Annotated in this window: 25 protein-coding genes and 3 pseudogenes; 12 read left to right on the forward strand and 16 right to left on the reverse strand. The window is 61.5% G+C overall.

Annotated features, from left to right (window positions below; genetic code table 11):
- Positions 1-107: 107 nt before the first annotated feature.
- The 4 genes from QMG52_RS11445 to QMG52_RS11460 all read right to left on the reverse strand — a co-directional run bounded on the left by QMG52_RS11445 (position 108) and on the right by QMG52_RS11460 (position 3,481).
- Complete coding sequence (locus QMG52_RS11445) at positions 108-719, reverse strand: dihydrofolate reductase family protein (protein ID WP_283560528.1); 612 nt, start codon at positions 717-719, stop codon at positions 108-110.
- Positions 720-1,134: 415 nt separating this feature from the next.
- Positions 1,135-1,755 (reverse strand): GNAT family N-acetyltransferase, encoded by a 621-nt coding sequence (locus QMG52_RS11450; RefSeq protein WP_283560529.1) that lies wholly within the window; start codon positions 1,753-1,755, stop codon positions 1,135-1,137.
- Positions 1,756-2,006: 251 nt separating this feature from the next.
- Positions 2,007-2,984 carry a GlxA family transcriptional regulator gene (locus QMG52_RS11455; RefSeq protein ID WP_283560530.1) on the reverse strand — a complete coding sequence of 326 codons (978 nt, stop codon included), beginning with the start codon at positions 2,982-2,984 and terminating at the stop codon, positions 2,007-2,009.
- Positions 2,981-3,481 (reverse strand): hypothetical protein, encoded by a 501-nt coding sequence (locus QMG52_RS11460; protein WP_283560531.1) that lies wholly within the window; start codon positions 3,479-3,481, stop codon positions 2,981-2,983. The genes QMG52_RS11455 and QMG52_RS11460 overlap by 4 nt, the downstream gene beginning before the upstream one ends.
- Positions 3,482-3,550: 69 nt before the next feature.
- On the opposite strand from QMG52_RS11460, the gene QMG52_RS11465 reads away from it, so the two are divergent.
- From QMG52_RS11465 to QMG52_RS11480, 3 genes and pseudogenes are all read left to right on the forward strand, one after another.
- The gene (locus QMG52_RS11465) at positions 3,551-3,967 is read left to right on the forward strand and encodes a sigma factor-like helix-turn-helix DNA-binding protein (RefSeq protein ID WP_283560532.1); all 417 of its coding nucleotides are present in this window, start codon (positions 3,551-3,553) and stop codon (positions 3,965-3,967) included.
- A 6-nt stretch (positions 3,968-3,973) separates the two neighbouring features.
- Positions 3,974-4,699: pseudogene (locus QMG52_RS21945) on the forward strand (RNA polymerase sigma factor).
- A gap of 413 nt (positions 4,700-5,112) precedes the next feature.
- Entirely contained in the window at positions 5,113-5,403 is a 291-nt protein-coding gene (locus QMG52_RS11480; protein ID WP_283560535.1) for a hypothetical protein, read from the forward strand.
- Between the two features lie 298 nt (positions 5,404-5,701).
- Here the strand turns inward: QMG52_RS11480 and QMG52_RS11485 are convergent, their stop codons facing one another.
- Entirely contained in the window at positions 5,702-6,532 is an 831-nt protein-coding gene (locus QMG52_RS11485) for a helix-turn-helix transcriptional regulator (RefSeq protein ID WP_283560536.1), read from the reverse strand.
- Between the two features lie 89 nt (positions 6,533-6,621).
- On the opposite strand from QMG52_RS11485, the gene QMG52_RS11490 reads away from it, so the two are divergent.
- The 4 genes from QMG52_RS11490 (at position 6,622) to QMG52_RS11505 (ending at position 11,450) form a co-directional block, all read left to right on the forward strand.
- Positions 6,622-7,206 carry a dihydrofolate reductase family protein gene (locus QMG52_RS11490; protein ID WP_283560537.1) on the forward strand — a complete coding sequence of 195 codons (585 nt, stop codon included), beginning with the start codon at positions 6,622-6,624 and terminating at the stop codon, positions 7,204-7,206.
- Positions 7,207-8,226: 1,020 nt separating this feature from the next.
- Positions 8,227-9,825: an MFS transporter gene (locus QMG52_RS11495; RefSeq protein ID WP_283560538.1), complete on the forward strand. Its 1,599-nt coding sequence runs from the start codon at positions 8,227-8,229 to the stop codon at positions 9,823-9,825.
- A 30-nt stretch (positions 9,826-9,855) separates the two neighbouring features.
- The gene (locus tag QMG52_RS11500; RefSeq protein ID WP_283560539.1) at positions 9,856-10,224 is read left to right on the forward strand and encodes a YciI family protein; all 369 of its coding nucleotides are present in this window, start codon (positions 9,856-9,858) and stop codon (positions 10,222-10,224) included.
- Between the two features lie 11 nt (positions 10,225-10,235).
- Complete coding sequence (locus QMG52_RS11505) at positions 10,236-11,450, forward strand: RNA polymerase sigma factor (RefSeq protein ID WP_283560540.1); 1,215 nt, start codon at positions 10,236-10,238, stop codon at positions 11,448-11,450.
- 81 nt (positions 11,451-11,531) lie between these two features.
- Here the strand turns inward: QMG52_RS11505 and QMG52_RS11510 are convergent.
- Positions 11,532-11,669, reverse strand: a pseudogene (locus tag QMG52_RS11510) (GNAT family N-acetyltransferase); the annotation flags it as partial.
- Positions 11,670-12,297: 628 nt separating this feature from the next.
- Between QMG52_RS11510 and QMG52_RS11515 the strand changes: the two are divergent.
- Positions 12,298-13,245: a hypothetical protein gene (locus QMG52_RS11515; RefSeq protein WP_283560541.1), complete on the forward strand. Its 948-nt coding sequence runs from the start codon at positions 12,298-12,300 to the stop codon at positions 13,243-13,245.
- Positions 13,246-13,496: 251 nt separating this feature from the next.
- Here QMG52_RS11515 and QMG52_RS11520 read toward each other — a convergent pair whose 3' ends face one another.
- Together QMG52_RS11520 and QMG52_RS11525 are read right to left on the reverse strand one after the other, a co-directional pair.
- Entirely contained in the window at positions 13,497-14,285 is a 789-nt protein-coding gene (locus tag QMG52_RS11520; protein WP_283560542.1) for an SDR family NAD(P)-dependent oxidoreductase, read from the reverse strand.
- Positions 14,282-14,992 carry a hypothetical protein gene (locus QMG52_RS11525; protein WP_283560543.1) on the reverse strand — a complete coding sequence of 237 codons (711 nt, stop codon included), beginning with the start codon at positions 14,990-14,992 and terminating at the stop codon, positions 14,282-14,284. Before QMG52_RS11525 ends, QMG52_RS11520 begins: the two co-directional genes overlap by 4 nt.
- An 81-nt stretch (positions 14,993-15,073) precedes the next feature.
- Here QMG52_RS11525 and QMG52_RS11530 point away from each other — a divergent pair, with 81 nt between their 5' ends.
- Positions 15,074-15,574, forward strand: coding sequence for a MarR family winged helix-turn-helix transcriptional regulator (locus QMG52_RS11530; protein ID WP_283560544.1), 501 nt, complete (start codon positions 15,074-15,076; stop codon positions 15,572-15,574).
- A 1,335-nt stretch (positions 15,575-16,909) separates the two neighbouring features.
- A complete protein-coding gene (locus tag QMG52_RS21950) occupies positions 16,910-17,473 on the forward strand; it encodes a pentapeptide repeat-containing protein (RefSeq protein ID WP_349361701.1) in 564 nt (187 codons plus the stop codon).
- Between the two features lie 178 nt (positions 17,474-17,651).
- Here the strand turns inward: QMG52_RS21950 and QMG52_RS11540 are convergent, their stop codons facing one another.
- From QMG52_RS11540 to QMG52_RS11570, 7 genes are all read right to left on the reverse strand, one after another.
- Positions 17,652-17,996 (reverse strand): DUF7793 family protein, encoded by a 345-nt coding sequence (locus QMG52_RS11540; protein WP_349361702.1) that lies wholly within the window; start codon positions 17,994-17,996, stop codon positions 17,652-17,654.
- A 193-nt stretch (positions 17,997-18,189) separates the two neighbouring features.
- Positions 18,190-18,372 carry a hypothetical protein gene (locus tag QMG52_RS11545; RefSeq protein WP_283560546.1) on the reverse strand — a complete coding sequence of 61 codons (183 nt, stop codon included), beginning with the start codon at positions 18,370-18,372 and terminating at the stop codon, positions 18,190-18,192.
- A 229-nt stretch (positions 18,373-18,601) separates the two neighbouring features.
- A complete protein-coding gene (locus tag QMG52_RS11550; protein ID WP_283560547.1) occupies positions 18,602-18,883 on the reverse strand; it encodes a winged helix-turn-helix transcriptional regulator in 282 nt (93 codons plus the stop codon).
- Positions 18,880-19,284, reverse strand: a complete 405-nt coding sequence (locus QMG52_RS11555) for a VOC family protein (RefSeq protein WP_283560548.1) — start codon at positions 19,282-19,284, stop codon at positions 18,880-18,882. The genes QMG52_RS11550 and QMG52_RS11555 overlap by 4 nt, the downstream gene beginning before the upstream one ends.
- A gap of 1,088 nt (positions 19,285-20,372) precedes the next feature.
- Positions 20,373-20,714 carry a YrdB family protein gene (locus QMG52_RS11560; RefSeq protein ID WP_283560549.1) on the reverse strand — a complete coding sequence of 114 codons (342 nt, stop codon included), beginning with the start codon at positions 20,712-20,714 and terminating at the stop codon, positions 20,373-20,375.
- Entirely contained in the window at positions 20,711-21,295 is a 585-nt protein-coding gene (locus QMG52_RS11565) for a TetR/AcrR family transcriptional regulator (protein WP_283560550.1), read from the reverse strand. Before QMG52_RS11565 ends, QMG52_RS11560 begins: the two co-directional genes overlap by 4 nt.
- Positions 21,288-22,088, reverse strand: coding sequence for an alpha/beta fold hydrolase (locus QMG52_RS11570; protein WP_283560551.1), 801 nt, complete (start codon positions 22,086-22,088; stop codon positions 21,288-21,290). Before QMG52_RS11570 ends, QMG52_RS11565 begins: the two co-directional genes overlap by 8 nt.
- Positions 22,089-23,030: 942 nt before the next feature.
- Here QMG52_RS11570 and QMG52_RS11575 point away from each other — a divergent pair.
- Positions 23,031-23,753: an MBL fold metallo-hydrolase gene (locus QMG52_RS11575; protein ID WP_283560552.1), complete on the forward strand. Its 723-nt coding sequence runs from the start codon at positions 23,031-23,033 to the stop codon at positions 23,751-23,753.
- Between the two features lie 70 nt (positions 23,754-23,823).
- On the opposite strand, the gene QMG52_RS11580 is transcribed toward QMG52_RS11575, so the two are convergent.
- A complete protein-coding gene (locus QMG52_RS11580) occupies positions 23,824-24,126 on the reverse strand; it encodes a hypothetical protein (protein ID WP_283560553.1) in 303 nt (100 codons plus the stop codon).
- A 162-nt stretch (positions 24,127-24,288) separates the two neighbouring features.
- Between QMG52_RS11580 and QMG52_RS11585 the strand changes: the two are divergent.
- Positions 24,289-24,522: pseudogene (locus QMG52_RS11585) on the forward strand (IS3 family transposase); the annotation flags it as partial.
- Positions 24,523-25,582 lie beyond the last annotated feature (1,060 nt).

The raw sequence follows: 25,582 nt of genomic DNA on the forward strand, positions 1-25,582 counted from the left end.
CAACTACTTGCCTTCACATCCAGGTGGTGTACACCGTCCGCTCGGGGGGGTCTTGGCCATACGGCCGGAACCGGTCGGTCTTCAGCGCGTCACCTATGTCACGTGCTTCAGCCGGTTGCATACCGCGGGCGCCCGGCCGGCCGGTAGACCTGGATCGTGACGCCCTTCGAATCGGCTCGCGAGTCGACCAGGTCAAGTGCTATGTCCGGGCCGTTGTTGGGGAACAGCCGCGTGCCCTGGCCGAGGACCACTGGGACGATGAGCAGAGTGATCTCGTCGACCAGGGCGTTTTGGAGCAGCCATCGGACCAGGTTGCCGCTACCGTGCACCTGCAGCTCACCCGCTGGCTTGGCTTTCAGCTCACCGATGACCGTCACGAGGTCACCGGAGAGGACGGTCGTGCCCACCCAGCGCGCTTCGGTGAGCGTGGTCGATGCGACGTACTTGGGCGTCTCATTCAACGCCACTCCAATGGGGTGGGCGCGCATCTCTTCAATTGCTCCCCAGGAGTCGGCAAAGATGTCGTAGGTCCGCCGACCGAATAGGAACGCGTCGGCGCGCTGGTAGGCCTGGGTGATGAACGTCCTGGTCTCGTTGTCGCCCGCTCCCATGGCCCATCCGCCGCGCTCGAATCCGTTCCTGCGCTCCTCCTCTGAGGCGCCACCGTTTCCCTGCATCACTCCATCGACGGTGACCTGCGTCATGGTGGTCAGTTTCATAATCGCGGTTCCCTTCCCTGGGGTCGCCCCTCATGGGCGGCCTCTCACCCCTACTACGAACGTCCCTGCCCCGATCCGACACCGCCGCGCGGATTGACCTTCTGGTATGCCGGGTGTGAGCGAACCGGGGGCGCAACGTGTAAGCGGATGGCGAGGGCGGCGACGGTGAGGGCGGAGCCGACATTGAAGTTGGAGGGCAGACTTTCTCGGCTTGCGAGAAGCCGGTGGGACGTGCTCGGCTGTCTTCTCGTGCCCGCAGGCCGAAACGCCAACAGCGAAGGATGTCTCACCCGGTCAGAACTCCGGCTCCGGCACCGCAGTGAGATCGGCAATCGGGACGGCGTGACGCACTCACCATCTGCCGATCGCTGGAGGCGCTGGACATGGATCGTCGTGGCAGCCCTGTTCGCTGCCGTCATGAGCGAGTCGGCACCTTTACCTCACCCGTTGGTTGTCTGCCCTTCATGTCCCGCCATTCGTCCTCGCACATGGCGTAGACCAGCTGATCCTCCCAGCCGCCCTTGAACCACACGCTATGAACCAAGTGACCTTCCAGACGCATCCCGAGGCGTTCGAGCAGTCGCGCTGACTTGATGTTGTCGATTAGACATACGGCTTGAATGCGATGCAGCCCGAGCTGATCAAACCCCAGGCTGAGGACGGCGGTTGCTGCTTCGGCTCCGAGTCCGCGGCCGTGGTACGCGCTGTGCAGGGCGAAGCCGAGTTCACCCTGCCGATCAATGGCGCTGGCCCACTTGAGTAACACCTCACCGATCACGGTGGTGCTTTCGCGGAGTTCGACCGCGAGGACAAGCCACTGGCCGGGCTCGGTTAGCGCGCTTTGGCCGAGTTTGGTCTTGAGCGCGGTGGCCGTCTGCTTGCGATCGCGCACGGGCCACGGAATGAAGCGTACGACATCGGGCCGTGAATGGAACGCGAGTATGTCCTCAAGATCTGCCGGACGATGGGGCCGCAAATCTAGCCGTTGCGTGCGGATAGGGTAGTCAGGCCATAAGCCCCGTGGCGCCGAATTCATTAGTACGAATTACCCCTCTGCCCGCGGTCTAGAGATATTTGGCCGGACGCCACTGTAGTGCTAAGGAACTCATTCAGTGAAGGAGTACTTGCCGGAGATGACGACAGCATGTCCTTATCCGATGATCATATGACCGGAGACTGGCGGACGTCGTGTGCGCTTGCCGGCCGTCAACCGAGTTTGCCACCAATCTCCGCGCTGATCCGCATATTGCCAAGAGAAAGTCGCCGGTTTATCGAGTAGTTCTGTGCTCAAACTGGGACGGCGACGGGTTCTTGCCGGCCTTGGAAAGTTCTGCGGTATGACATGGGGCTGATGCCCAACGCCTTGTGGAAGTGATGGCGGAGTAGTACCGCTTCACCGAATCCAGCCGTCCTTGCGACGGCGTCGATGCTGAGGTGGGTTTCTTCGAGCAAGGCCTGCGCGCGGAGCAGGCGTTGGGCGTTGACCCATGCGGCGGGGGTGGTTCCGGTTTCGGCCCGGAAGCGCCGGGCGAAGGTGCGTTCGGACATGTGCATTTTTACGGCAAGGCGGCTCACGGGCAGCTCTTCATCCAGGTGGTCCGCCATCCAGGGGAGAAGTTCTTCCATGGTGTCGGTGTTATGCGCGGGGACGGGTCGGTCGATGTATTGGGCTTGTCCGCCGTCGCGGTGCGGCGGTACCACCATGTCCCGTGCCATGGCGGACGCCGTTTTGGCGCCGAATTCTTTCCTGATCAGGTGTAGGCAGGCGTCGATGCCTGCGGCTGTGCCGGCGCTGGTGGTCACATTCCCGTCCTGGATATAGAGGACGTTCTCATCGACTGTCACGAGGGGGAAGTCGGCTGCAAGTTGTTGTGAATGCATCCAGTGTGTCGTTGCGCGGCGGTCATCCAGTATTCCGGCCTCCGCCAGGGCGAACGCGCCGCTGCACAGGGACAGTATGTGGGCTCCGCGGGCGTTCGCTCGACGGAGCAGGTCGATCACGGCGTCGGGAAGGTCATAACTGCTGTTGTAGGGCAGCATGATGAGCAGGTCGACGTCCTCGGCAGCTGAAAGGTCGTGCTCTATCAGGAGGGAGAATCCGACGTCCGTTGTCACCGGTCCGGGATGTTCGGTGCAGACGCGGAAGTCGAAGGCGGGCAGACCGCCGCCGCGGTGCGAGCGGTCGACTCCAAACACTTCGCACACCACGCCGAATTCGAATGGCCACAGGCCCGGCAGGGCGATCACGGCGACTGAACGCATCATGGTTCATTATGGCAGAAAAAGATGTGGGAGTGGCTATTCTGCCACTGTTGATTCTTTCCAATGCACGCCCCATCAGACGTACGGGATTTCCCCGAGTCTGTTCGCCTCGGATCAGTTTCACGTAACTCGATGCCGGGTCTGGGCCTCCCAGCCAACGCGAGGACGAGGTCGCCGGCACTCGCCGCCAGGGGCTTGCCGTCTCCGGACTCCCAGTCGAGGTCTGTCGCGCTCAGGCTCCATCGCATGGTGTCGAAGTGTGCGGTTACGCCGCCTGTAGTTAGGCTGTCCAGCACCAGCTCGGTGGCACGGTCCTCGGCGGTACGTGACAACCCAAGAGTGGTGGTGATATCGAGTCCGTGGATGACCACATGGCTAAGGGCGCCGGCCGCGCCCCCTACAGGGGGCGCCCAGGTGGCCATGGTGCCGCTACGTAGATCGCCCAGGAGCACGTTGAATGGCAGGTCGCCTTCCCGGTGAGCGACCTTGTTCGAAAGCACTTCGAAGTGTGCCCTACGGTCTCGAGTTCAGCCATGAAGGCAGGTCCGTCGTAACGGGCGGCCATCGTCATGTGGGCGACGACGTTCCGCACACTCCAGCCCTCGGTCACCGGGTCGCATGCGGAGAGCCCCTATGGATGGCTGCTTACCGTTGCGTCTCGTCGGCTCATCGAAATCTGGCGGAATGACAGCTCAAGCCGCAGGCGGGAACGGGAGGTCTCGGCCGGGGCCGCGCTCCAGCCAGGAGGGATCTCCGGGGTGGATGACACGCTCGATCTCTTGTTCCTCTGCTGCCATCCCGCGTTGAACTCCTCGGCGCAAGTGGCGCTAACGTTGCGGGCCGTCGGCGGACTCACTACAGCAGAGATCGCACGGGCCTTCCTGGTTCCGGACGCGATGATGGCGCAGCGCATCAGCCGGGCGAAGCAACGGATCCGCGCAAGCGGTTCCCGATTTGGGTACCTGCCGGGAACCCGGTCCGAGTGAATCCCTGTGGTACTGCATGTCCTCTATCTGATTTTTACAGAAGGACACACCGCCAGTTCCGGGAATCAGGTTCACAGGATCGACCTGACCAGCGAAGCGATTCGCCTCGTGCGGCAGCTTCGCTCCCTTATGCCGGAAGACGGTGAGGTGACCGGGCTGCTGGCGCTGATGCTCCTCACCTAAGCTCGTCAGAAAGGGCGCAGCCCGGACGGAAGCGCCCTTGTTCCGCTGGCCGAACAGGACAGGAGTTTGTGGGATGCGGCCGCCATTGCGAAAGGAGTCGCGTTGATCAGCACGAGCCTGTCGAATAAGCCTCTTGGTCCATACCAGATTCAAGCCGCGATCGCCGCGGTCCATGACGAAGCTGCCCAGGCCGACGATACAGATTGGGCCGAGATCGTCGGACTGTACGACCTGTTGATGGTTCTCTCGCCTGGCCCTACGGTTGCCCTCAACCGGATCGTCCCGCTGGCGATGTCAAGCGGTCCTGAAATCGGGATGCGGGCCCTCAAAAGCGTCGAAAAGCAATACGGTTTGTCGGAGCTGCATCGGGTCGACGCCGTGCGCGCGCACCTGCTTGAAATGGTGGGGGACGTTCAGGCGGCGCAGGAGCATTACCGAAACGCCGCGCAGCGCACGTCGAGCGTCCCGGAGCAGCGCTACCTCAGTGCCAAGGGGCGGACCTTAGCGGCCTCGTTGGCCAGTAAGTCGCCGCTACCCGGGAAGGGTTAAAGCGACACCAAGCCGCAGAAGATATGCGCACTCCGGCCCCGTGAAACAACGAAAGAACAGCGTTTCAGAGAATTCACCGCTGCTTCCGTGGGAAGCAGCGGATCCTCGTGCTCTCCAGTCTGACAGCCGTTGATCCACCCTCGCAGATGTAAAGCCAGTGGCCCGGGACGAACATTTGCCACTTCCGAATGAAGGGCTGACCATCGACAGGAGCCGCCAGACACATCGAGTTTCAGCACAACGCCACCCGAAGTTTCGGCAACCCGGAATTTCGAAACTGAGCGGTACCACGTAGGGGTGGTGCAATGACCTGCTGGACGTTCGGAACCAAGTCACGAGTGGAGCCAAAAATAATGTTCCTACCGGGGCCATATTGGCTTGGCACACTTACGTGGGCGTATAGTCTGCATGCCATGGCTCTTGAACTCTGTGTGCTCCTCTGGGCGACACCTGGCAATGAGACGGCGCTATCGCAATATGAGGACAGCGTTCTCGACCTCGTAGCGAAGCACGGCGGGAGGGTGGTCAGCCGGGTCCGCCGCGTCGGCGAAGGACCTGGCCCCCTCGAAGTTCAGGTCATCCATATGCCAGGCGAGTCCGCATTGCAAGACTACATGGAGGATCCCGAGCGGGGCGTCTTGGCTGGCCTACACAGCAAAGTAGTAGCGCGAACCGAACTGTTGAAAGTCGAAACGATTGTCTGATTACCGGGGGCCGAACGGGTCCCTGTGTCGGAGCCACGTTTCCATGTTCCCAGCATGCCCTCCGGGATGCCGTTGTCGCTGCGCTGGCGACGCAGTCCCTGACAGATCATCGATGAGCCGGCGTCAGGGTCCAGCTCGAGAAGCTGGTGGGACATCCAGTGACCACCCCCGGGGGCGGGCAGGGCAGCATTCTGAACGGCACCAAGGGGACTTAGCTTGCCGGCTGTTCATTGGCCACCGCCGCGGCGTGGCCATCGTGGACGTTGGCGGGCGTGTGGAAGCCAACGCTGGAGGATGACTACGGGTGCGTGCCAATCGCGGTGAACGCAGTGGGGCGTCGCGCCAGCGCCAGGACGAGAGGTGATTCGCCGGCGTACCGACGCACTTCTCTCGAGAGGTGGCTCTGGTCGGAAAGTCCGTGACGGGCGGCGAGATCGCCGAGACTCTCGGTCTCCAGGTCTGCGTGGACACGTTCAAACCTAATCACTTGCGCGGCGCCCTTTGGCGAAATGCCGGTCACATCACCGAACCTCTGACTGAGATGCCGCACACTCCAGCCCGAGCTTTGCGCCAGAGCTGCAATTCGTACGTTCCCGCCCGTTCGCTGCAGTTCCGCCCACGTCCATTCCGTCAAGTCATCAGCAGCCGGCCCGTACCCGGCTTGTTGGATGAGTTCGTCGACAACGATCGTGAAACGTCGGTGCCACTCCGGCGCCCCGGCGAGCCGGTCGGGCAGGTCGCGTCCCCAGCGCGGCACGAGGTCTGCCAACGGCGTGACGTGTCCGGCGGTCTCCCGCCCGGGAACGCCCAACAGGCGGTAGGCGCCCAACGGTGTCAGGTAGATCTGCACCGATGCGTGGCGGTCAAAGAAGACCGTCCGCACCGGACCGGGCATCAACCCGGCAAGAAAAGCTCCATGAGCCATTTCCGTCCCCGCGTCCGCGTGGAGTTCCCGGACGTGAAGAGGTGTCGTGAACGAGATCTCCAGCATGAGAAGACTCCCGGCAGGTTGCACCCGGACAAGCCCGCCCGGTGGGGCGATCTCGTCGTAGCCCACGATCCCTGCGACGAGCCCGTGCAATTGACCGGGCACAGGATGTCGGACAATCGTCGCCCCGAATCCGATCACAACATGCCCTCCGTTCGATGCCGATTTCTTCAAGACCGAACGGTCCTCGGAATCATACCCTCGTAAGACAACGAGGAAAGGGCTTCACCATGGGCAAATTGGTCATAATCGAGTTTCTGACGGTCGACGGGGTCATGCAAGGGCTCGGGTCCCCCCAGGAAGACACCGAAGGCGGATTCACGCACGGAGGATGGGGCGCCCCCTATGCGGAGAGCATTCATCAGGTCACCACCTCGTCGGGGCTCAAGAACACCTCGAGCTACCTGTTCGGACGGAAGACCTACGAGAAGATGGCCTCGTACTGGCCCTACCAGCCGGCCGACAACCTCATGGCCTCTCATCTGAATGCGACTCCCAAGTATGTGGCGTCTCGTACCCTGACCGACGCGGCATGGGCGGGGACGCAAATCCTCTCGTCCGGGGTCGCCGCGGAGGTGAGAAATCTCAAGACAACCGGCGACGGGGACATCGCGGTACTGGGCAGCGGTGTACTCTGCCGCGAGCTCCTCGCCGAGCATCTGGTCGACGAAATTCGTCTCTTCATCCATCCATTGCTCCTTGGGGCTGGCAAGCGCCTGTTTGGCGAACTGCCGGTCCCGCGCCACCTCGCTCTAACGTCAGTCGGACAAACAGACCTAGGGACCGTCGCACTCGTCTACAGCGTACAGTCGTGAAAAGGCACAATCATCGCAGTCCACGACAAGGGGTCAGCTGCCCCGATTTCGGCTGATATCGGATCAAGCTTCACAAATGCGGCCGAATCCAGGCGTAAGAACAACGGGCGGCTGACGAGCGACAACCTGCTCGCCCGGCCCGCGATTGACCCGTTCATCTAAGGTGCACGAACCCCGTCGGCCCAGTTTGGCAGTAAATTAGCGGATCTTGGTCTTCCTGCCACTGCCGGTTTTCCGTAAAACGGCGCACGATCGATGCATGGAAATCGTTGTAGTACTTCTGGCCGCAGAAGCCATTCTCGTAATCCTCAGCACCCTCCGCCTGATGTCCCGTGACACGCCGCGGCAGGCCGTTCGATCTGAGGAGCCCTGGACCGCCGGCTCATTGCCCAGCCAAAGCTACTCCAGCGCGTCGTTGGGCAGTCATCTTGTACATCCCGAAGATTTGCTGTTGTTGCACAACAGCCGCTTGAACGAGGTACGCGAGGCTGCACACCGACGGGCGTCATAAATCGACGATTCATGAGGCGTGGCACTTAACGGCACGGCACCGACGCGCAGCCAGCTCCTCTAGGACCTCCGCCGTACCCCCGTAATCGGCACCAGCCACCGGCATGAAAACCCTGCACCCCGGTCAAACCGGTGTTCTGTCGTCCCAGCGCGTTGCCGCAGATCCCCAGGGCGGGCAGTTGGCCGTCATCCTCCAATGCACCGGTCCGACTCCCCGACGAGCCGGAACCGAGAATCCGTCCTCGGGGTTTGCTTCATGAAATTGGGTCGTCGGCGTCACTCCGTTTGCCTGGGCACCTGTCCTCAGCGCAATGTTCACGGCACTGTCACTCGTCGATGAGATCGGTCTTGATAACTTCACCACCCGTCGGCTTGCGCTTGAGCTTGAGGTCCGTTCGACCGTCTGAGTAGGGTGCAACTCGCCAGAAATCTCTTGCGTCCGACTGTAGAAATCGGGTGAGCGGCGACGACCTTAGTCTGAATTCGCTCCTCACACACAAGGATGACGCAATGACAACGACACCGAACCTACCAACGACGACCAGCGACTATGCCGAATCTGCCACCGATCAAATCGCGCAAGCCGGCCCTCGCGAATGGCTCGGCCTGGCCGTGCTGGCGCTGGGCGCCTTAATCACGTCCATCGATGTATCTGTGGCAATCCTCGCTCTGCCGAGGATCAGTGAAACACTCGATGCCAACAGCAGCGAGCAACTGTGGATTCTCGACTCGTACGGTTTCTTGATGGCCAGCCTGATGGTGACCTTCGGCTCGATCGCCGACCGCATCGGACGGCGCAAGATGGCCATGATGGGTGCTGGCCTGTTCGGGCTCGCATCGATTGCGGCAGCGTTCTCAGCCACACCCCTGATGCTGATCGGAGCACGTTCGATCATGGGCGTTGGTGCCGCAGCTCTGTCGCCGGCCCTCTTCGGGCTTCTGACAACCATGTTCCGTAACGAGAGGCAGCGTTCCACCGCGCTCGGCGTCTTCATGACGTGCTTCATGGGCGGCATGCTTCTGGGTCCGGTGGTCGGCGGGGTGCTGTTGTCCCGATTCGGCTGGGGCTCCGTGTTCCTCGTCGGTGTCCCTGTGATGCTGCTCCTCGTGCTGTTGTGTCCGATTCTCGTCCCTGAATACCGGGGCGTTGCAACGAACGAGGCCGGGCAGGTTCGAACGACGGACTGGCTCAGCGCACTGCTCTCGCTCCTGGCCATCCTTCCAGTGGTCTACGGGCTCAAGGAGTTTGCCAGGTCCGGCATGGACTGGACCTCCGTGCTGAGCATCCTCGCCGGATTGGCGTTCTCCGTCGTTTTCGTGCGCAGGCAACGGTTGCTTTCGGCGGATGCCCGGCGTGAGCCGCTACTCGACCTGACCATGTTCCGAAGCCGCGGCTTCCTCGTCGTGCTGCTCAGCCTGATGCTGATGACCATGATGACCGGACCCATGATGATGCTGAACACTCAGTACTTTCAATTGGTATCCGGCGAAAGTCCGCTTGCTTCAGGTCTGCTGACGCTCCCAGCCGCAGCGACCAGCGCAGGCGGGTTCATTGTGATGCCGCTAATCGCTCGGCGAATCCGGCCAGGGCTCGTGATCAGCGGCGGGATCAGCTTGATCGTGATCGGTCTCATGGTGATGGCACTGATCTCGCCGACCACAGGGCCATGGCCACTGGTTGTGGGTTTCGCGCTGGTCTCTTTCGGCTCCACCCCGCTGCCCACGCTTGGAACAAATCTGATCGTCGGGTCTGTGCCTCTGGACAAAGCTTCGTCTGCGGCATCGACATCGGAGACCAGCGGACAACTGGGCTATTCACTGGGTATCGCTGTGCTGGGCAGCATCGTGACGGCTGTCTATCGCATGCAACTTCCGCACGTTGCCGGGCTCTCGGCTGCCGAGCAAACTGCCGCACAGGAGAGCATTGCAGGAGCAGGAATGGTCTGGAGCGAATCTTCGGAACCTGTAGCAACCACCTTGCGAGACGCGACGGCGCTTGCTTTCTGCTCTGGGGTGCAGAGCGTCGCGATCCTGAGCGCAGTGGTGATGGCCGCGTTGGCCGTCGTAACTTTCCTCACGCTTCGCCGCATCCCTGCCTTTCAACAATAAAATCACCAACAAAAGTTAAGGAACACAATCATGAAATATTTGATCCTGATGCAGGTCGATCCGTCGGCATTCGATTCTCTTACGGCTGAAGAACAAACGGCGATCGGCACGGGCCACCAGGCCTTCATCGAACAGATCACTGCATCTGGAGAGATGCTGAGCACCCATGCTCTTGGCGACCCAACCCAGACGACCACCATCCGTGGCACGGGCGGTAAACCAGAGGTGATCGACGGCCCCTTCGCTGAGACGAAGGAGTTCATGGGCGGTTACTACCTGATCGACGTGGAATCGAAGGAGCGAGCGATCGAACTAGCGCAGCTGATCCCGGATGCGGGTATCAAGGGTCTCTCCCTGGAGATCCGGCCGGTGATGTTCTCCGGCGGGGCGAACATGTGATTCGTGAATCCATGCCAGAGGACCTGCTGCGCGCTCTCGCGCCGCAGGTTCTCGGCGCTCTCCTCCGACGCTATGGCGCTGGCCAGTTCGACCTGTGCGAAGACGCCGTGCAGGAGGCACTGCTCGCAGCACACGAGCAGTGGCCGACGCGCGGGTATCCGGATGACCCAGCCGCCTGGCTGATCACAGTCGCTGGGCGCAGGCTCATCGATCGAATTCGTAGCGAGAAGCGGCGGCACGACCGTGAGCTGAAGCACGCGAGCCTCGCCCATCCACTGGCGCAGCAAGCTGCTCTGGCAACGGACGACAGCGTGCAGGTACTCAAGCTGTGCTGCCATCCTGCACTGTCGCCGGCCGCGCAGGTCGCGCTGACTCTCCGCGCTGTTGCTGGGCTGACGACGGCGCAGATCGCCCACGCCTATCTGCTTCCCGAGACTACGGTGGCGCAACGAATCACCCGCGCCAAAGCGCGCATTCGCGAGGCCGGAGCGGCGTTTCCGGCAGCCACAAGCGCCGAGGATCGCGTCACGCCGGTGCTTACCGTGCTCTACCTCATGTTCAATGAGGGGCATACGGCCACCACTGGGCGCGCTGTCCACGACGTGGAGCTCAGCGGTGAGGCCATCAGGCTCGCCAGGATCGTGTGCGCAGAGCTGCCCGAGCACGGCGAGGCGGCCGGCCTACTCGCACTCATGCTCCTCACCGACGCTCGTCGAGCGGCCAGGACCACTCCAAGTGGCGCCCTCATCCGGCTTGACGAGCAGGACAGGTCGCTTTGGAACCAGGCCGCGATCGCCGAGGGTGTGGCAATTCTCGAGTGCACCCTTCCCGGTCGGCGCCCCAGCCCCTACCTCTTGCAAGCGAGCATCGCGGCGCTGCACGACGAGGCACCAAACACGAGTGAGACTGATTGGCCGCAAATCTTGGTGCTCTACAAACTGCTCGAACGCGAGACCCGCAATCCAGTCGTCACACTCAACCGTGCTGTGGCCGAGGCGATGGTCCACGGACCCGCTGCCGGATTGGCGATCGTCGAAGAACTGACTGCAAGCAAACTGCAGACCGACCTTTCCAGACTCATGGCCGTGCGTGCGCACCTGCTGGAGCAGTCCGGAGATCGCCAGGCAGCGATCGAGGCCTATCATTCAGCGGCCCGCGCGACGGCATCCACGCCCGAGCATGACTATCTGCTGGGTCGTGCGCGGAGCCTGGTCGAGTCTGGCTGAAAACCTCAACCTGACAAGACACTGACCGCCACGTAACCTGCTATCTCACGAGGTACGAGGACAGCCACTACCTGCAGTTTCGAATCCCACCACCTCGTCGCCGTCGTATGCGAGCACCCCCGGCGGAGGGTCCTGTGCGGCCAACTCCTTCACGAGATCCCCGCTCTCCGGACCGCCCAGTGCATGGTTCAGCTTCGACGGGATGCGGTAGCTGAGGCACGAGGTCGACAGGGATCGCGAGCACTAGAACGATCACTAATGCATAGATAAGATCAATCCACCGGCTCAGAATCAGAACAATGACTACTTCGATGCCCGTCGTCCAAAAAAACCACATTCCCAGCAAGGGCCCGCCAGCAGGATGTTTCGTCCGGTCCACGACGTGCCCCTCGAAATAGTTCAACGACCTAAGACCACCTTTGCAGCTTCAGCCACAGTGCTGAGAAGGTTCTCAAGTTGCTCCTCGAAAGTCTCCTAGGCTCCAAAGAATGCATAATCGACCAATCTGACTCCGAAAGTATCGAAAGCATACGCGTTTACGGCCTTGGCACACGGCTTCGCGCCATGTATGCGGCAAAGCAGGGCCGGTTCTGGCAGCTACTCGCCTCGCATCCACGCCCGGCAGAGCGGCTGGCCTATCTTCAACGCACCTTCGGAGACAGCTAACGTCCATGATGAGGCCCCTAGCCAGGAACAACGGTGATTGCCCAAAGCGGTCTGTGCGAATACGTTAGGCGATAGAAGTAGTGGAGGGGAGAACGCCATGACCGCAGAATGTACCCTCATGCTTCGCATCACGAGTCGTCTCCCTGTCGGAGTGTCGCGCTTCTTTCAGGAGGAACTCGCCGTGAGTTTGTCTGATGCTGGCAGCGTTAAGGCGATGATCTATGCAGAGGAAACAGAGCCAGGCATAACCAACTCGGGCCGCCCAATGTTGGCTGTCTCTTCCGCGCACTCAGTGCCGCAGCCATGGATGGAGATACTTCAAGGGATTGAAATGGGAAAGTGGCCGGCGGGCTTCGTCCCCGGCACTCCGAACTCTTTTCTGTTCGACTTCTATCCAAAAGAGATGCAAGACTTCTGCGGTAGCGCCTTTGACAACCTCAAGAACGGGGTGGGTGCGTTCTTCGGGTTAATGCGGTGGCGACTTCACGACGACTTCTCGGGTGGCGACCACCTCTCGCTTGGCAAATTTGAATGGTCTGCTGACGAAATGCTCTGGTACACGCTAAGACAGGTGCCCCATTTCTCGGCCCGCATCATGCCTCAAATTAGACTCGGGCCGGAAATTGGCAAAGCCTTGGACAAATTGGTGAAGGGGAAGTTCAAAGAACCGTTGGGTCGTGAAATCTGGCACGTAGCGGTGAATACCGATCATAGAACGTCCGTCATCCTGGCGGTTATCGCAGTGGAGATTGAAGTAAAGCGCCTGATCAGCGAAACTGTTCCGGACAGTGAGTGGCTGATTGCGAATCTTCCTGCCCCGCCCGTCGTTCGCCTCATTAGAACCTATTTGCCGATGATCATCACCATCCCAACAAACTTGCTCCCTCCAAACAAGCTAATGAACGCACTAGATAAGGCCATCAAACTTCGCAACACCTTTGTACATGGAGGGTTTCAGACATCGGCAGGGTGGGCTGCCACTGACGACCTTTCGGCGCAGGAAGTCGCCAAGGTGTTGGAAACCTGTTCAGATTTGCTGTGTCTGTTCGACCTTTACCGCGGACATGATTGGGCTATCAGCCACCTCAGCGAAGAGACGCGACGTTCCATCGAGGGCACCACCACCTGATTCCAGTACACCCTCACTACGAAAGGGACCGAGGACCCAGGGGCCAAGCGACCTGCTTAATTACGACCCTTATCTTTAAACCCGCTCGCTAAACACCGTGATAGCGGGGCGCTTCCGTCATGGACAGTGTCCGAGGTGGCGCCGGTTTCAGACTGCCTGATAGCGGCACCACCATCGCTCATAGGAACATGACCTGGAACGCCGGACCAGGCCAGGCAGGAGTTCGCTTCGGCTGATGCGCTGCGGGAGGGTCAGGGTTTGAGGGTGAATGCCGGTGTGCCGGCGAGTCGTCCGCCGTCGACGGCGAGCACGGTGCCCGTGACGAACGAGGAGGCATCGGAGCAGAGCCACAGGGTGGCCGCCGCGATCTCCTCGACGCGGCCGATCCGGCCGAGCGGCACGGCCGCCGATGCGCCGGCCTGCGCGGCCGCACCCGCCGCCGTCAGCCGATTGGTGAAGACCGGGCCCGGCGCGATCGCGTTGACCCGGACGCCGGATGCCGCGTAGTCGAGAGCGGCGACGCGGGTCAGACCGCCGATACCGAACTTGCTGGCCGCATAGCCGCTCAGCCCGGCGACTCCCTGCTCGCCCGCTGTCGAGGACATGTTCACGATTGCCGCACCGTTCTCCGCCTCCCGCATGAGTTCCAGCTCGTATTTGAGGCAGAGAAACGTTCCGCGCAGATTAACGGCAATCGCACTGTCGAACTGCTCGCTGGTCCACTCGGCCATCGGAGCAGGCGGCCGGCCTCCACCGGCGGCATTGTTGACGGCAACGTCGAGCCGTCCGAACCGTGAGCGGATGCCTGCCAGCAGGCCGCGGACCGAACGCTCGTTCGTCACGTCGGCCGGCACCGCGACGGCAAGTCCGCCGTCATCGGTGATGGCCTTCACCTGCCGCAACAGGGCTGCCTCATTACGCGAGGCCAGTACGACGTGTGCACCGGCCGCGGCCAGAGCCGCGGCGATCGCCGCACCGATCCCCTGGCTCGCGCCGGTGACCAGCGCGACCTTTCCATCGAGGCGCTCGGCGCCGGTCATCGTGCTTCTCGATTCGCGACGGACCTGTTCTGTGGCAGGAGGAAGCCAACCGCTACGAGCCAGAGGAGGCCGCCGAACCGCCCGATCGGGAGCAGGAACTGGATCGGCTCGAGGGTCATCGAGAGGAAGCTCAGTTCCGACAGGGCGGCGATCACCAGACCGGTCCAGGCGAGCCAGCGCGGCACGAAGCCCAGGATGAGGGCCGGCACAGCGATCCCCGCGACGAGGAGCCCCATGCCAACCACGTACCCGACCCCGCCGGCGATGAATGCGAAAAACGACAGAGCGTGCGTGAGCGTCACGTCGGTGGTGATCTCCGGGCGGCTCAGCACCCAGGCCACGAGAGCCGAGAGCATCAGGAAGACTGCTGCGGTGATGCCGCCGAAGAACCCGATTCCCGGCCCGGGAACCCGAACCCCGAGGCGGAGCTGCTGGGCGTAAACGGTGGCCGCATAGATGCCCAGCGGTACAGCCGAACCGAGCTGGATCATGCTGGCGAGCCGCACGGCATCGGAGTTCTCCTGAAAGTACGCGGCGACCTGCCCCGCAGCGGAAAACGGCGAGGCAAACGTGTGGCCGCCGGTCATGATCGCACCTGCGGCCAGGCCGACGACGGTGAGTCCGAGGCTCACGACCGCGAGGATGCCCAGATTGGGTCCGCCCGGGCGGACCGTGTAACCGGTACGCGGAAGGGGAACATCAGCCATGATCATGCCTTTCCAATAATTGAGTCATATCATGGATGATTCACGACTCGAATCATTTTGTCAAGGATGTAATATATAGCCATGGACTCACCCGCCCAGCCCGGGCCGAAGCGCACCGCCTTCCTGCTCTCACAGCTGGGTGCGCTGGCGTCGTCGCGCTTTGCCGAACGCACCCGGGAAATCGGTTTGACGCCGAGCGAAGCGGGCGTGCTTCGCCTGATCGGCCGGACCCCCGGGCTGAGCCAGCGGGCCCTTGCCGACCGGCTGGGGGCCGTTCCGAGTCGCGTGGTCCCGCTCATCGACTCGCTGCAGGCCCGCGGCCTCGTGGAGCGGGAGCGCAGCAGCACCGATCGCCGGAACTACGAACTTCGTCTGACCATCGAGGGCGCGCAGGTGCTGCGACAGCTGCGCGAGATCGCCGAAGTGCACGAGGCCGAACTGCTCGCGCCACTCACCGGCGAGCAGTCTGCCCAGCTCGGAAACCTGCTCGCCCGACTCGCGGGCGCCAACGCTCTCGACCTGGACCTCCACCGGGATGCAGGCCGCGAGGATCCCGCCACGATGACCCAGCTTCACCGGTAGCCCACTCCACCCGTCGCTTTCGGCTCAAACGCCGTGCACCAGACTGACTTAGGCTGGCTACAACGCCGCGGTCAACGTCGAGCCCCGCTCCTGGCCTGCACCCGCCAAATCTCAACATCCATTCGGGCGGAGCCGCCCCAACATGTCAACGCCGGCCCTCAATGTCCAATGTAAGCGGCACGCCAGCCGTAGAGGTGGTAACCAATTCTTGTTCCATAACACCCCAAGGCAAGAACCTTGCATCGACAGAGCGAAACAGGGGTGGCTTGTGAAAAAATGGGTACCTGGCCGGGGTTCTCCCCAGATATAGCTGGGGTGGAGAGACAACCGGCCACCAGTCACCGGAGACCAGTAGATTTGGTCAAGTCGCTGAAGTGGCCAGGGTGGCCCGAGAAGGCAGGGCTCCGCGCATGATCGGTGTAGCTTGCTCGTGTCACAGGTGAATCTGAGGTTACTAACATGATCGATTGGAATGCTCTCGGCCAGCTAGAGTTCGACCGACAAGTCGAACTTCTCGTCAGACGGCTCTACGCCAATACAGCCAATGAAATATGGTCGGTGAACGGTAAAGGTGGCGACGGGGGCCGCGACATCACGGTAAGACAAGGCAGCCGCGTTCGCATATTCCAATTGAAGTTTTTTCCTGGTGGATCCAGCTCGGAACATCGGAAACGGCGTAGACAAATCGTTGCATCTTTCGATAGTGCCATGTCCCACAACCCTTATGCGTGGGTGTTGGTGGTCCCTGACAACCTGAGGCCAGGCGAATGACAAGGGACTCCTCAAACAGCCGTTGGACCGGCCGCCCGGCCGGAGAGGGACCGGCTTACGGGCAGGTCTTGCCGTGCCTGATGCTAAGTTGGAGCACAGTGACATTCTTACTTTCTCTGTGATCCAGAGTTCACGCAGCGGTTCCCATTCACTTCCTTGCGAAGTGGTGATTTCGTGCGCCCTCGGAGGGGACTCCCTAGCGAATTCCCCGAGCACCCGGCCCCTTACGGAAACTCACCCAGAGAAGATCACATGCCTTTCACATCACAAGACTCCACCGCGTCCGCTTCGCCTGTACTGACCAGAGAGTCGCTGCGCCCTAACTGCAGCAACTGCTTCGCGCTCTGCTGCACAGCCCTTGGCTTTTCCCGCACAGCGGACTTCGCCCTCGACAAGCCAGCAGGAACTCCCTGCCAAAACCTGGCATCCGACTTCTCCTGCACCATCCACGACAGCTTGCGGCCACGGGGCTTCCGAGGATGCACCGTCTTTGATTGCTTCGGAGCGGGTCAGAACGTCTCCCAGAACATCTTCCAGGGGATCAGCTGGAAAGCAAGGCCAGAAATGGCAAAGGACATGTTCCCGGCATTCAAGATTGTCCGGCAACTCCACGAAATGCTCTGGTATTTAGCGGAAGCGACGACTAGAACCTTCGACCCGGACACCTCGCAACGGGTCGACCGGCTCAACACGATCATCGAGGGTGCAATGACCGGGGACGTGCAGCAGCTTCTCACCCTGGATCTGGGAAATCTTCACGCTGACGTGCGGTCAGTACTGATGGACGTCAGTGAAGAAGTGCGAGCTTCATATCTCGCGACTGGGGACGACCATTTGGACGCTGTAGTTGTCCCAGGAGCGGACCTCATGGGCAGGAAATTCAGGTCCCGGTCGTTCCGCGGAGCGAACCTCCGTGGCGCTTACCTCATCGCGACTGACTTGCGGGGCTGCGATTTGTCAGGCGCAGACCTTCTCGGTGCTGACTTTAGGGATGCCCGCTTCGAAGGAACCGACCTCTCCAAAGCCCTGTACCTGACGCAGTCCCAAATTAATGCGGCAAAGAGCGACTCGAGTACCCATCTGCCGGCCGATCTAAGCACTCCCACCCACTGGCACGACCAAACATAAGAGGGACACCTCCGCCTTGCCAGTGACCGCAGACCATCGGCAGGGCACCGTACAACCAGCCGTCCACTGGTGCCCGCTCAAGGCTCCTCCACCGGGCGCTCCCGGACAGCTTCGCCGGAGAGGTAGCCCGGATCAGGAGCGGGACATAGGCTCGGGAAGAAGCAGCCAGTTGATGGCCTCAGTCCGTGAATCGAAGAAGCGTGTTGGGCACGGAAGCTTTTGCAAACCCATGGACCAGTTTGCGAGTATCCGGTTCACAGGGCTGCTGCCGAGCAAACCGATGCGCGAAGCGGCCACATCGGATGCCGAAAACGGAGCGTGCTTGCCGGCTGAGAGAGACGGTGGCCGTCATGTCGACCGACCATGGGTACTCGGCTCCGTCCGCGATGATATCTACGGCCGCCATTGCCGCGTGCGCGTCTGTAGCTTCAATTTTTACTTTCGAGTCCCAGAGCAGGTGGATGATCCCATCCTCCCGAAGGGCTATGGTCCCTTTTCCGCCTTCAACTTCGGTCCGTTCCACTGAATCCCCCAACCGTGATGCTCGAGCGACCGCTGTTAAAGGCGCTGCCCGGCCCCCGTACCGCCATGAGCATGCTACGGCACTTCCTGACAAATCTAATGCTGCTTGCCTGCGTTTGTGCTGGTCAGAGCGCTTTCAGTGGCGCCGGGCTGTGGAGAGGGCTGCAAACTGGTGAATGGAAAGTGGTGTGCGGCTAATAGTCCATTGTGATCTCGAAATCACCTATCGCCAGGCCGGTCAGTGCCGCGGCGGCGGCCGGTACCGCGTCAGGTATATCGTCCATCCTGCTGGCGCGGGCAGTCAGTTCGGGCATCTCAACTGCCTTGAGCAGGAAGTGCCCGTCCGAGGCGTCTGAGATGTAGACGTTCAGTTGCAAGCGTCCCCGCTCCCTCCCTGGCTACTACCTAGGGCTATCGCGCATGGCATCGTGCTGGCCGTCACGCACTAGCCCGTTCGGGTGCCTTAGGAAGCTTTAAGTCTCTGAGGCGCTCTTAGGCCGTGTTGATCGAGTTTGATTCGATCCAGATCAGGGTGGCGGCGAGGCTGACGGCGGCAGGGTAGCTGCGGAGGAGCTTGTCGGAGCGTATCGCGATTCCGCGCCACGCCTAGGCCTCCTCGCCACCCCAGCGTCCGAGCGCGACGATCGCCTCACGCAAGGCAAGCCCGCGATCGGTCAGCGCGTAGGCCCGGGTGTTGTGCAAGAGGGGCAGACGGGACAGTACGCCGGCCGCTTCGAGCTCGCGCAGGCGGGTCGCGAGTATGTTCGTCGGCACTCCGAGGTCGCGCTGCAGATCGCCGTAGCGCTGCGGCCCGTCGAGCAGCCGCTCCACGACGACCAGGGCCCACCGTGCTCCGACGATGTCGAGGGCCGCGGCGAGGTCGCTCACACGGTCGGATCGGCGTCCGGCTTCATCCAAAAAGGCGAGTAGTGGTAGCCGTCGGGGTCGTCGAACTGGCGCTGGTACATGAAGGGGTAGTCGTCCGTGTCACCGATCCGCCCGCCGGCGGCGCCGGCGCGCTCGGCGAGCTCGTCGACCGCCTCGCGGCTGCCGAGGTCGAACGAGACCGTGACCTTCGAGGGGGTGTCGGGTCCACCGACAAGCTCCTCGGCACCGCCGACGCTCGCATACATCTCGCGGCTGCCGAGCATGATGTACTGCTCGGGCGCGATCGCGAAGCACGACACGTTGTGATCGGACATCTCGGCGTTGAGGGTCCAGCCCAGGGCGGTGTAGAAGACGGTCGCGCGCTCGACACTCTCGACCGGGCAGGTGATGAAAAGGCTCATGCGGCCCATACTTGCAAAATGCAAGTGTTACGTCAAGTCCCGGCCGAGCGCTCCCGCGACTTGCAGGCGTGTGGGAGCACATTCAGAGGTACGGCCGAGTAATAGGGACCAGACCGTGCGTTCGGCATTGGTGCAGACAGGGATCCGGCTCCGCGGCCGGGTCGACACGATCCTGCATGGTGGCGCAGGGACTGTTCAACGCGGAGGGCAAGGTTTGCCAGGCGTTGGGCGCCCACCATTTGGCTGGAGGTACGAAGACTGAGCGCGCTGGCCAGGTATCACCCAGCACAGGGCCTTACACATCGAGGCCCCTGCCCCGGGGCAAGGGCAGCTTGTCACTACCTACTCTGGTGATTTAGACAACCCGGAACCGGACGGAAACCCTTCGGTGGTCAGGGTCGATTCCTGTTGGGAGTCTCTCGTGTCAGACGTTTGGGGAGCGCTCGATCCAAACCTTAGGGTTGCCGTCGCTGCCTTCCCTCTGCAGGGCCCGAGCTTCCTTTCCGGAATCGTGAAGAACAAGCATGAGTGAAAACTGAACCCAGGCAGGAGAGGCTAGATGAAACAACTGAAGGCCAGGAGCATGCACCTTCGCGAGCGTCGCCTTTCTAAGCGGCGTTGCTAGCGGGGTACGCCCGCCGGGTTCATTTGGTCACTTTGGAGCTGTGGGACCGCCGTGCGCTTTTTGTGACCCATGGTGCGGTGATTGATCAGGAACCGAGCGAGGCGGGCATGCGGCTCAGTGAAGTTGGGGCCGTCCGGGCGAACCACCAGTTCCCGCTCAAGCCGATTCCGACGTCGACTGGCTCGCCAACCCTCCGAAGGGCCACCAACACGAGCTAATCACAAACGATCACCATGCTTTGGAGTGGGACAGGTTTTACCTCGACGTAGATCGATTTGTTACGGGCCGCTGCGCTCACGAGAAGGTGTTCAGCTTCAGTGATTGGCGTCGGCGCCAGCCAGCATGTCATCATCCTGGTCGGACAATGGCGTGGATATTAATCGCATGCCCGGCGCGGATCATTTGAACAGGGCGCCATTACTGGTTCACGAACGCCCCCGCGTCCGGCACCCGTTGGTGCTTGTTACCGTCCTTGGAGAAGTAGCAGCGCAATCTTATCCAGGGCCCAGAGGATTAGGCCGATCCCTCCGACGAGAGCGAAGCCGACGGAGCACAGTGCGACGAACGCACCACCGAAGAGACTTGCTTCCAGAAGAAATTGAAATAACGGGTTCAGCGGCACCGCGGCCTTTGGCGAGAGGAACAAACCCCATACAACAGCAACGGCGATCGGGGCAGTGATCATTGCTACCCACCGCCATCCGTCGTTAAAAGTGAGGTAGCCCCATATTGCATACCCCGCAAGGAGGGCAAGCTCAAGCAGAAAAGCCGCCGTAAGGGCTGCTGCCGAGGCCACGGACGTCATGAGGAGCCTGCTTTTACAGTCGCAGACCAGGAACGGAGGACTATGTCGACAGACCGGATGAGCCGTTCAAATGAGCGGCCCGTGTCCTGGGCCAGTTTGAAGCCGCCTTGAAGCTCCAGGGCGATGAAACCGTGCAGGATACTGCGGAGCAACCGAACGGCGTCGATAAGGTCAGGGCCGGAGAGGTTGTAGGCTCGCAGGGCAGAGCCGATGACGTTGATGAGTTCGTTGGAAACCTTCACGTATTCCAGGTCGTCGGGGTCCGGCGCTATCTGCACCGCCGTGTAACGGCCGGGATGTTTCTGCGCCCAGGTGCGCAGGGTTGTTGCGACCGCAATGAGCGCGTCTTCCCCGGAGCGCCCGGACGCTGCCGCGCCGAGCAATCCGGTGAGATCAGTGGCCGCACTGCAGCCGATGGCGCGGCGAACGTCGTCGAGATCGACGACGTGACGATACACACCGGGTGGGGCGATTCCAACCTTCGAAGCGATCCGCGTTATGGTCAGTTCTTCGAGACCGCTCTCGTCCGCGAGGTCCGCAGCCTGGCGAACGATTGCGGCCCTGTTGAGCCGTTCACGCATTCCGGTGGCCAACCCGTTGGAGAAACGCTGCGATTGGCGGAACCGTTTCCTTGGCCCGTTCGGACATCGGGTAATGCCCGGCATCGGGGATCATCAGTACGGAGCCGTGCAGAGCCTCCGAGATCCACGCCGCCTCTGCGTCTGGATCCGGAAAATCACGATCCCGAGTGCCCATGATGATCAGCGTGGGTGCCGTTACGCTGGAGAGTGCCTCCTGTGCTGGCTGGTGCGAACTGTGCGAGGTGCGCCGAAATGCACGCCACCGCCCGGGCCGCGAAAGGCTCGCGCGCACTTCTGCCTCGTGCTCCGCCCGATCGGGCGGCCCTTTGGTAGGACTCAACGACGAGAAATAAGCGCACCAGACCGCCGGACCCCACGGACGCAATAGGGCCAGTTGAAGCAGAGCGGATCCAAGCTTCGATCCTCTGTTTCTGACGAATGGACCAATAAGCACGAGGGCTGAGATCAGATCAGGGCGCCGCGCCGCGGCGATCACAGCGCCAGCCGCACCCATCGAGTTGCCGAGGACCGCAGCGGGGGCTCCGAGGTGTTCGATAAGCGCAACAATGTCCCCGGCCAGTGCCTCGTCGTCATAGGAAGGGAAACTGGAACTGCTCCCTCCGTGTCCCCGAAGATCCATCATCGCAACTCGGTATCCGGAGGCAGTGAGTATCGGGGTTACGCGACGAAAACTGCTGCGCAGATCGCCCATCCCCGGAACACACAACACGAGCGGGCCCTCGCCCGTGACCTCGAACGCAATCTTGCCGCCATCGCGCCCGATCGTTGACATACCGTTCATCATCATGTTACGAAGCATAACATAACTAGTATGGTTAGTAACATCGCGCCTGAATCTTCTCACCCGACCCGTCCCGGTTGGCGTAAGTCCGCGGCCAAGCGTGTCATCGGAGACCATCAGCAGCTGCGCCACCACCGCCGGGTCAGCCTATTCCATGTCCCCTTCGCCGAATCCCGTGCATGCTGCTTCGTGATCTCCCCACGCCTCCCATCGGTGGGCCCCATCGCCACCACCGGGCCCCTTCAGGCCTATGATTTTATGCGCAGGCAGGCGATCCACCTCGCGCTTTCCAGAGTCCAAAAATAAGAACTGATCAACGCCGACCGCTTCCAGGTAGGAGTCCTCGTCACACATAGCAGACAGCGATGACAAAAGTGGAAAGCAGGCGATGATTGTCCTAGTCAGTCAACGGTTCCGCCACCCGGTCGCCCGACTATGGCAACGCTAATCGATCCCTACGAACAGCTGAAGTCCCTCACTTTCGCATGCCAGATCGGCCGGCAGGACTTGATACTGTTTTCGTTGGTGGGAACGGACTCGGCATTGCAGGCTAAACCTCTTCTTCACTCGTGCCCAGTGCCCGCCGCTGTCTTGCGAAAGTGCCTCGACTGTAAGCCAGCAGGAGCAACGACATAACAAGTCCGGACACTACTGCCGCCGCCAGGGCCACCGTTATTTCGTTGGTGAGCAGCCCGAACCCGCCGAGAACGATCATTGACGCGCCAAGGATATAGAACATTCGTTCGCGAAAAGCCCAGGCAAATCTCCTAACGGAGTGAAATCGTCGGGATATGGTTCGCTGCCTCCAGCGCATCAAGCGCTAGAGCCTCCGCGGCGTATTTCTGCAGCGAGTTCGCTGAGGCTTCCCCATTAGACTCGCGATCGACTTGGGGACGCTTCAGCTCGGGATTAACCACGCGATAGATTTGTTGCATGTTGACGCCGAACCTTTTGGAGATATCCCCTTCGCTGTACCGGCTGCGCATCGAAGGCGGTCTGGCCCACCTATTGAACTCCTATATCTGGATCGACGCTGACGGGGTGACGCTGATCGACACTGGGTGGCCGGATAGCGCGCAACTCATCTCAGATTCACTGTCGACGCTCGACCGAGGTCACAGCGATGTGAGACGGGTTATCCTTACCCACTTCCATGACGATCACAGCGGGTCCGCCGCGGAGATAGCCAACTGGGGAGACGTGGAGGTAGTGGCCGGCCGCGACGAGGCGGCATACGTTACTGGCGCCGAGCAAGGGCCTGTGGCGGTACTCACCGCGAAGGAGAAGTCAATAGCCGGTGAAGTCACTCAGCCTCCGCATGGACCAGCATGCCGGGTGGATCACCTGGTCGACGATGGAGACGTACTCGACTTCGCCGGTGGGACACGCGTGATTACGACCCCTGGCCACACGCCCGGAAGCATCGCACTGTACCTGCCAGAACCTTCCGTGGTGCTCACCGGAGACAGCGTGGCCGAGTTCGGTGGCGACGTCATCCTCGGGGTGATCAACACCGATCGCGCGGAAGCCTCTCGATCCCTCATCCGCCTTGCGGAAACAGGCGCGGATGTTGCCGGCTTCGGACACGGCGAGCCGTGTCTGTCCGAGGCAAGTGCACGGATTCGAGCGGCGATCGATCCGTTCTCCGACGTGTAACTATCAACTACTCCCGATAAATCACTCACGGCTGGCCTTGCCCGAGGTCAGTATTCGGCCAGCTTCCGGTTCAGTCAGACAGACGATTCCTCAACCGATGTCCGCGGCAGATCCAGGTGACCACTGGGGTTCCCGACCAGGCCTTGTCGGACGAGCCGAGCGCGTCGAAGAGCGCCCGCAGGCAGCCGGGGAACGGATCGTCATCGGACTGTACGTAGAAGAGCACCGGGGCAGCAACCAGCGGAGCCAAGGCGATCGGACCATCGGCAAGCCCGAGCACCGCGGCGACGATCCGCGGCTCGGCGGCTATTAGCGGAAATCCGACCCGAGCACAACAGTAGCCGATCCGCTTGCGGATGAGGGCCGATCCCACACACGACCGCTCAAGTCAGTTCTGGCCAAACTACAACGCGTCGTGCGATCGAGGACGAGTGTTAGCTACTCTGGGGCGCCGAACATATAGGCGCGACGGGCGACCGGTGACATCAAATCCGGACAAGTGATGCTCCAATCTGTGCCTGCCAACCTGAATTGGGTCGTGAAGATGTGTCGCTGGTTAGGCATCGCGACGTCCGGTTTCTACCATTGCCTGACGTCCCCGCAGTCGGCGACCGCAACTCGCCGCAAAGCGATCTTAGAGCGGATCCGGCACTATTTCGAGGAGTCCGAAGGCACTTACGGTTATTGCCATATCCATGCCGACCTCGCCGAAGAACATGTCCAGTGCTCGCCGAAACTTGTGCTGCAGCTCCTGCGCCAGGAGGGCCTGGCGGCCGTCAGAGGTGCGGCACGCCTCGACGGGATCGCGTCATCCAGTTGCTGGTGGACGGAGCCATGGGTGCTCGAAGGTGGTGATCACAACGGATGAAAAGCACCTCAGATTGAGACAAAAGGGGGCTGTGTACATTGTGCACGGATTTGGCCTCGTACTGAGTCGTACATCGGTCGGATTGCTTGGGATTCGGCATGTTTCCGGGACTTCCCAGTGTTTGCAGGGGCTGGAAGCCGGTTCGAGTCCCACCTTGGGCACGGTAAAGCCGCAGGTCAGAGGCATATTGACCTGTTGAGTGTGTACAAAGCGTGCACATTTGGTGCTCATGGGACGCCTTGTCGGTGCTGGTTGCCTACGTCATGGCGTCGCTCCTCTCCTGGCCGCTGGGTTGACTGGCATCTTCGTTCCTTCCTTTCGGGCTGGTGGCCCTTGTTGTTTCTTGTACCTGTTCATGGCGGCTGCAGCCCTTTACGACATGACTAGCGGGAAAAAAGTTGTCGGGGACTGTTACCGTGGGCACGCCCGTCCCGGCGTCGAAGGGTGTGCGTGTTCGGTTCTCGATCAGCTGGACGAAGAACCACACAATGGGGTCCCTGCAGCGGTGAAGCTAGGTCAGCGTAAATCCATCCCGGCGCGGGACTTGCCGTTGGTCAGGGAGGCTGGCGGAATGGACACCGGGCTCGCGGCCAAGAGCACGTTAACGGGACGGCTTTGCTGACTTCTCCGGGTGTTACCCGTCGCGTTAGTTGACGATGGAGACGTCGGGATCGGTGACGATGGGCTGGGTTTGAAAATGCCCCACCAGATGGTTTCCGGCGGGGCATTCGTCAGGCTGGTGACGTGGTGATCGTTATCGGTGACGCGGGATTTTACTCGCTGTTTTCGGTGATCGCTGATTGCGCGGCGGCCAGGTCCACGATGGTCTTGTCCGCGGCGTAGGTCGCGATCAGGGCGGAGATGGCCAGGTTGTTGATGGCCCGGGGTGGCCCCGGGCAGAGTCGTGGATCGCGGCGACGGCGTCGTCGGAGAAGAGGGTGTTGGATCTACCGGCGTATTT

This window comes from Paenarthrobacter sp. PH39-S1 (assembly GCF_030063245.1).
Classification (GTDB): domain Bacteria; phylum Actinomycetota; class Actinomycetes; order Actinomycetales; family Micrococcaceae; genus Arthrobacter_M.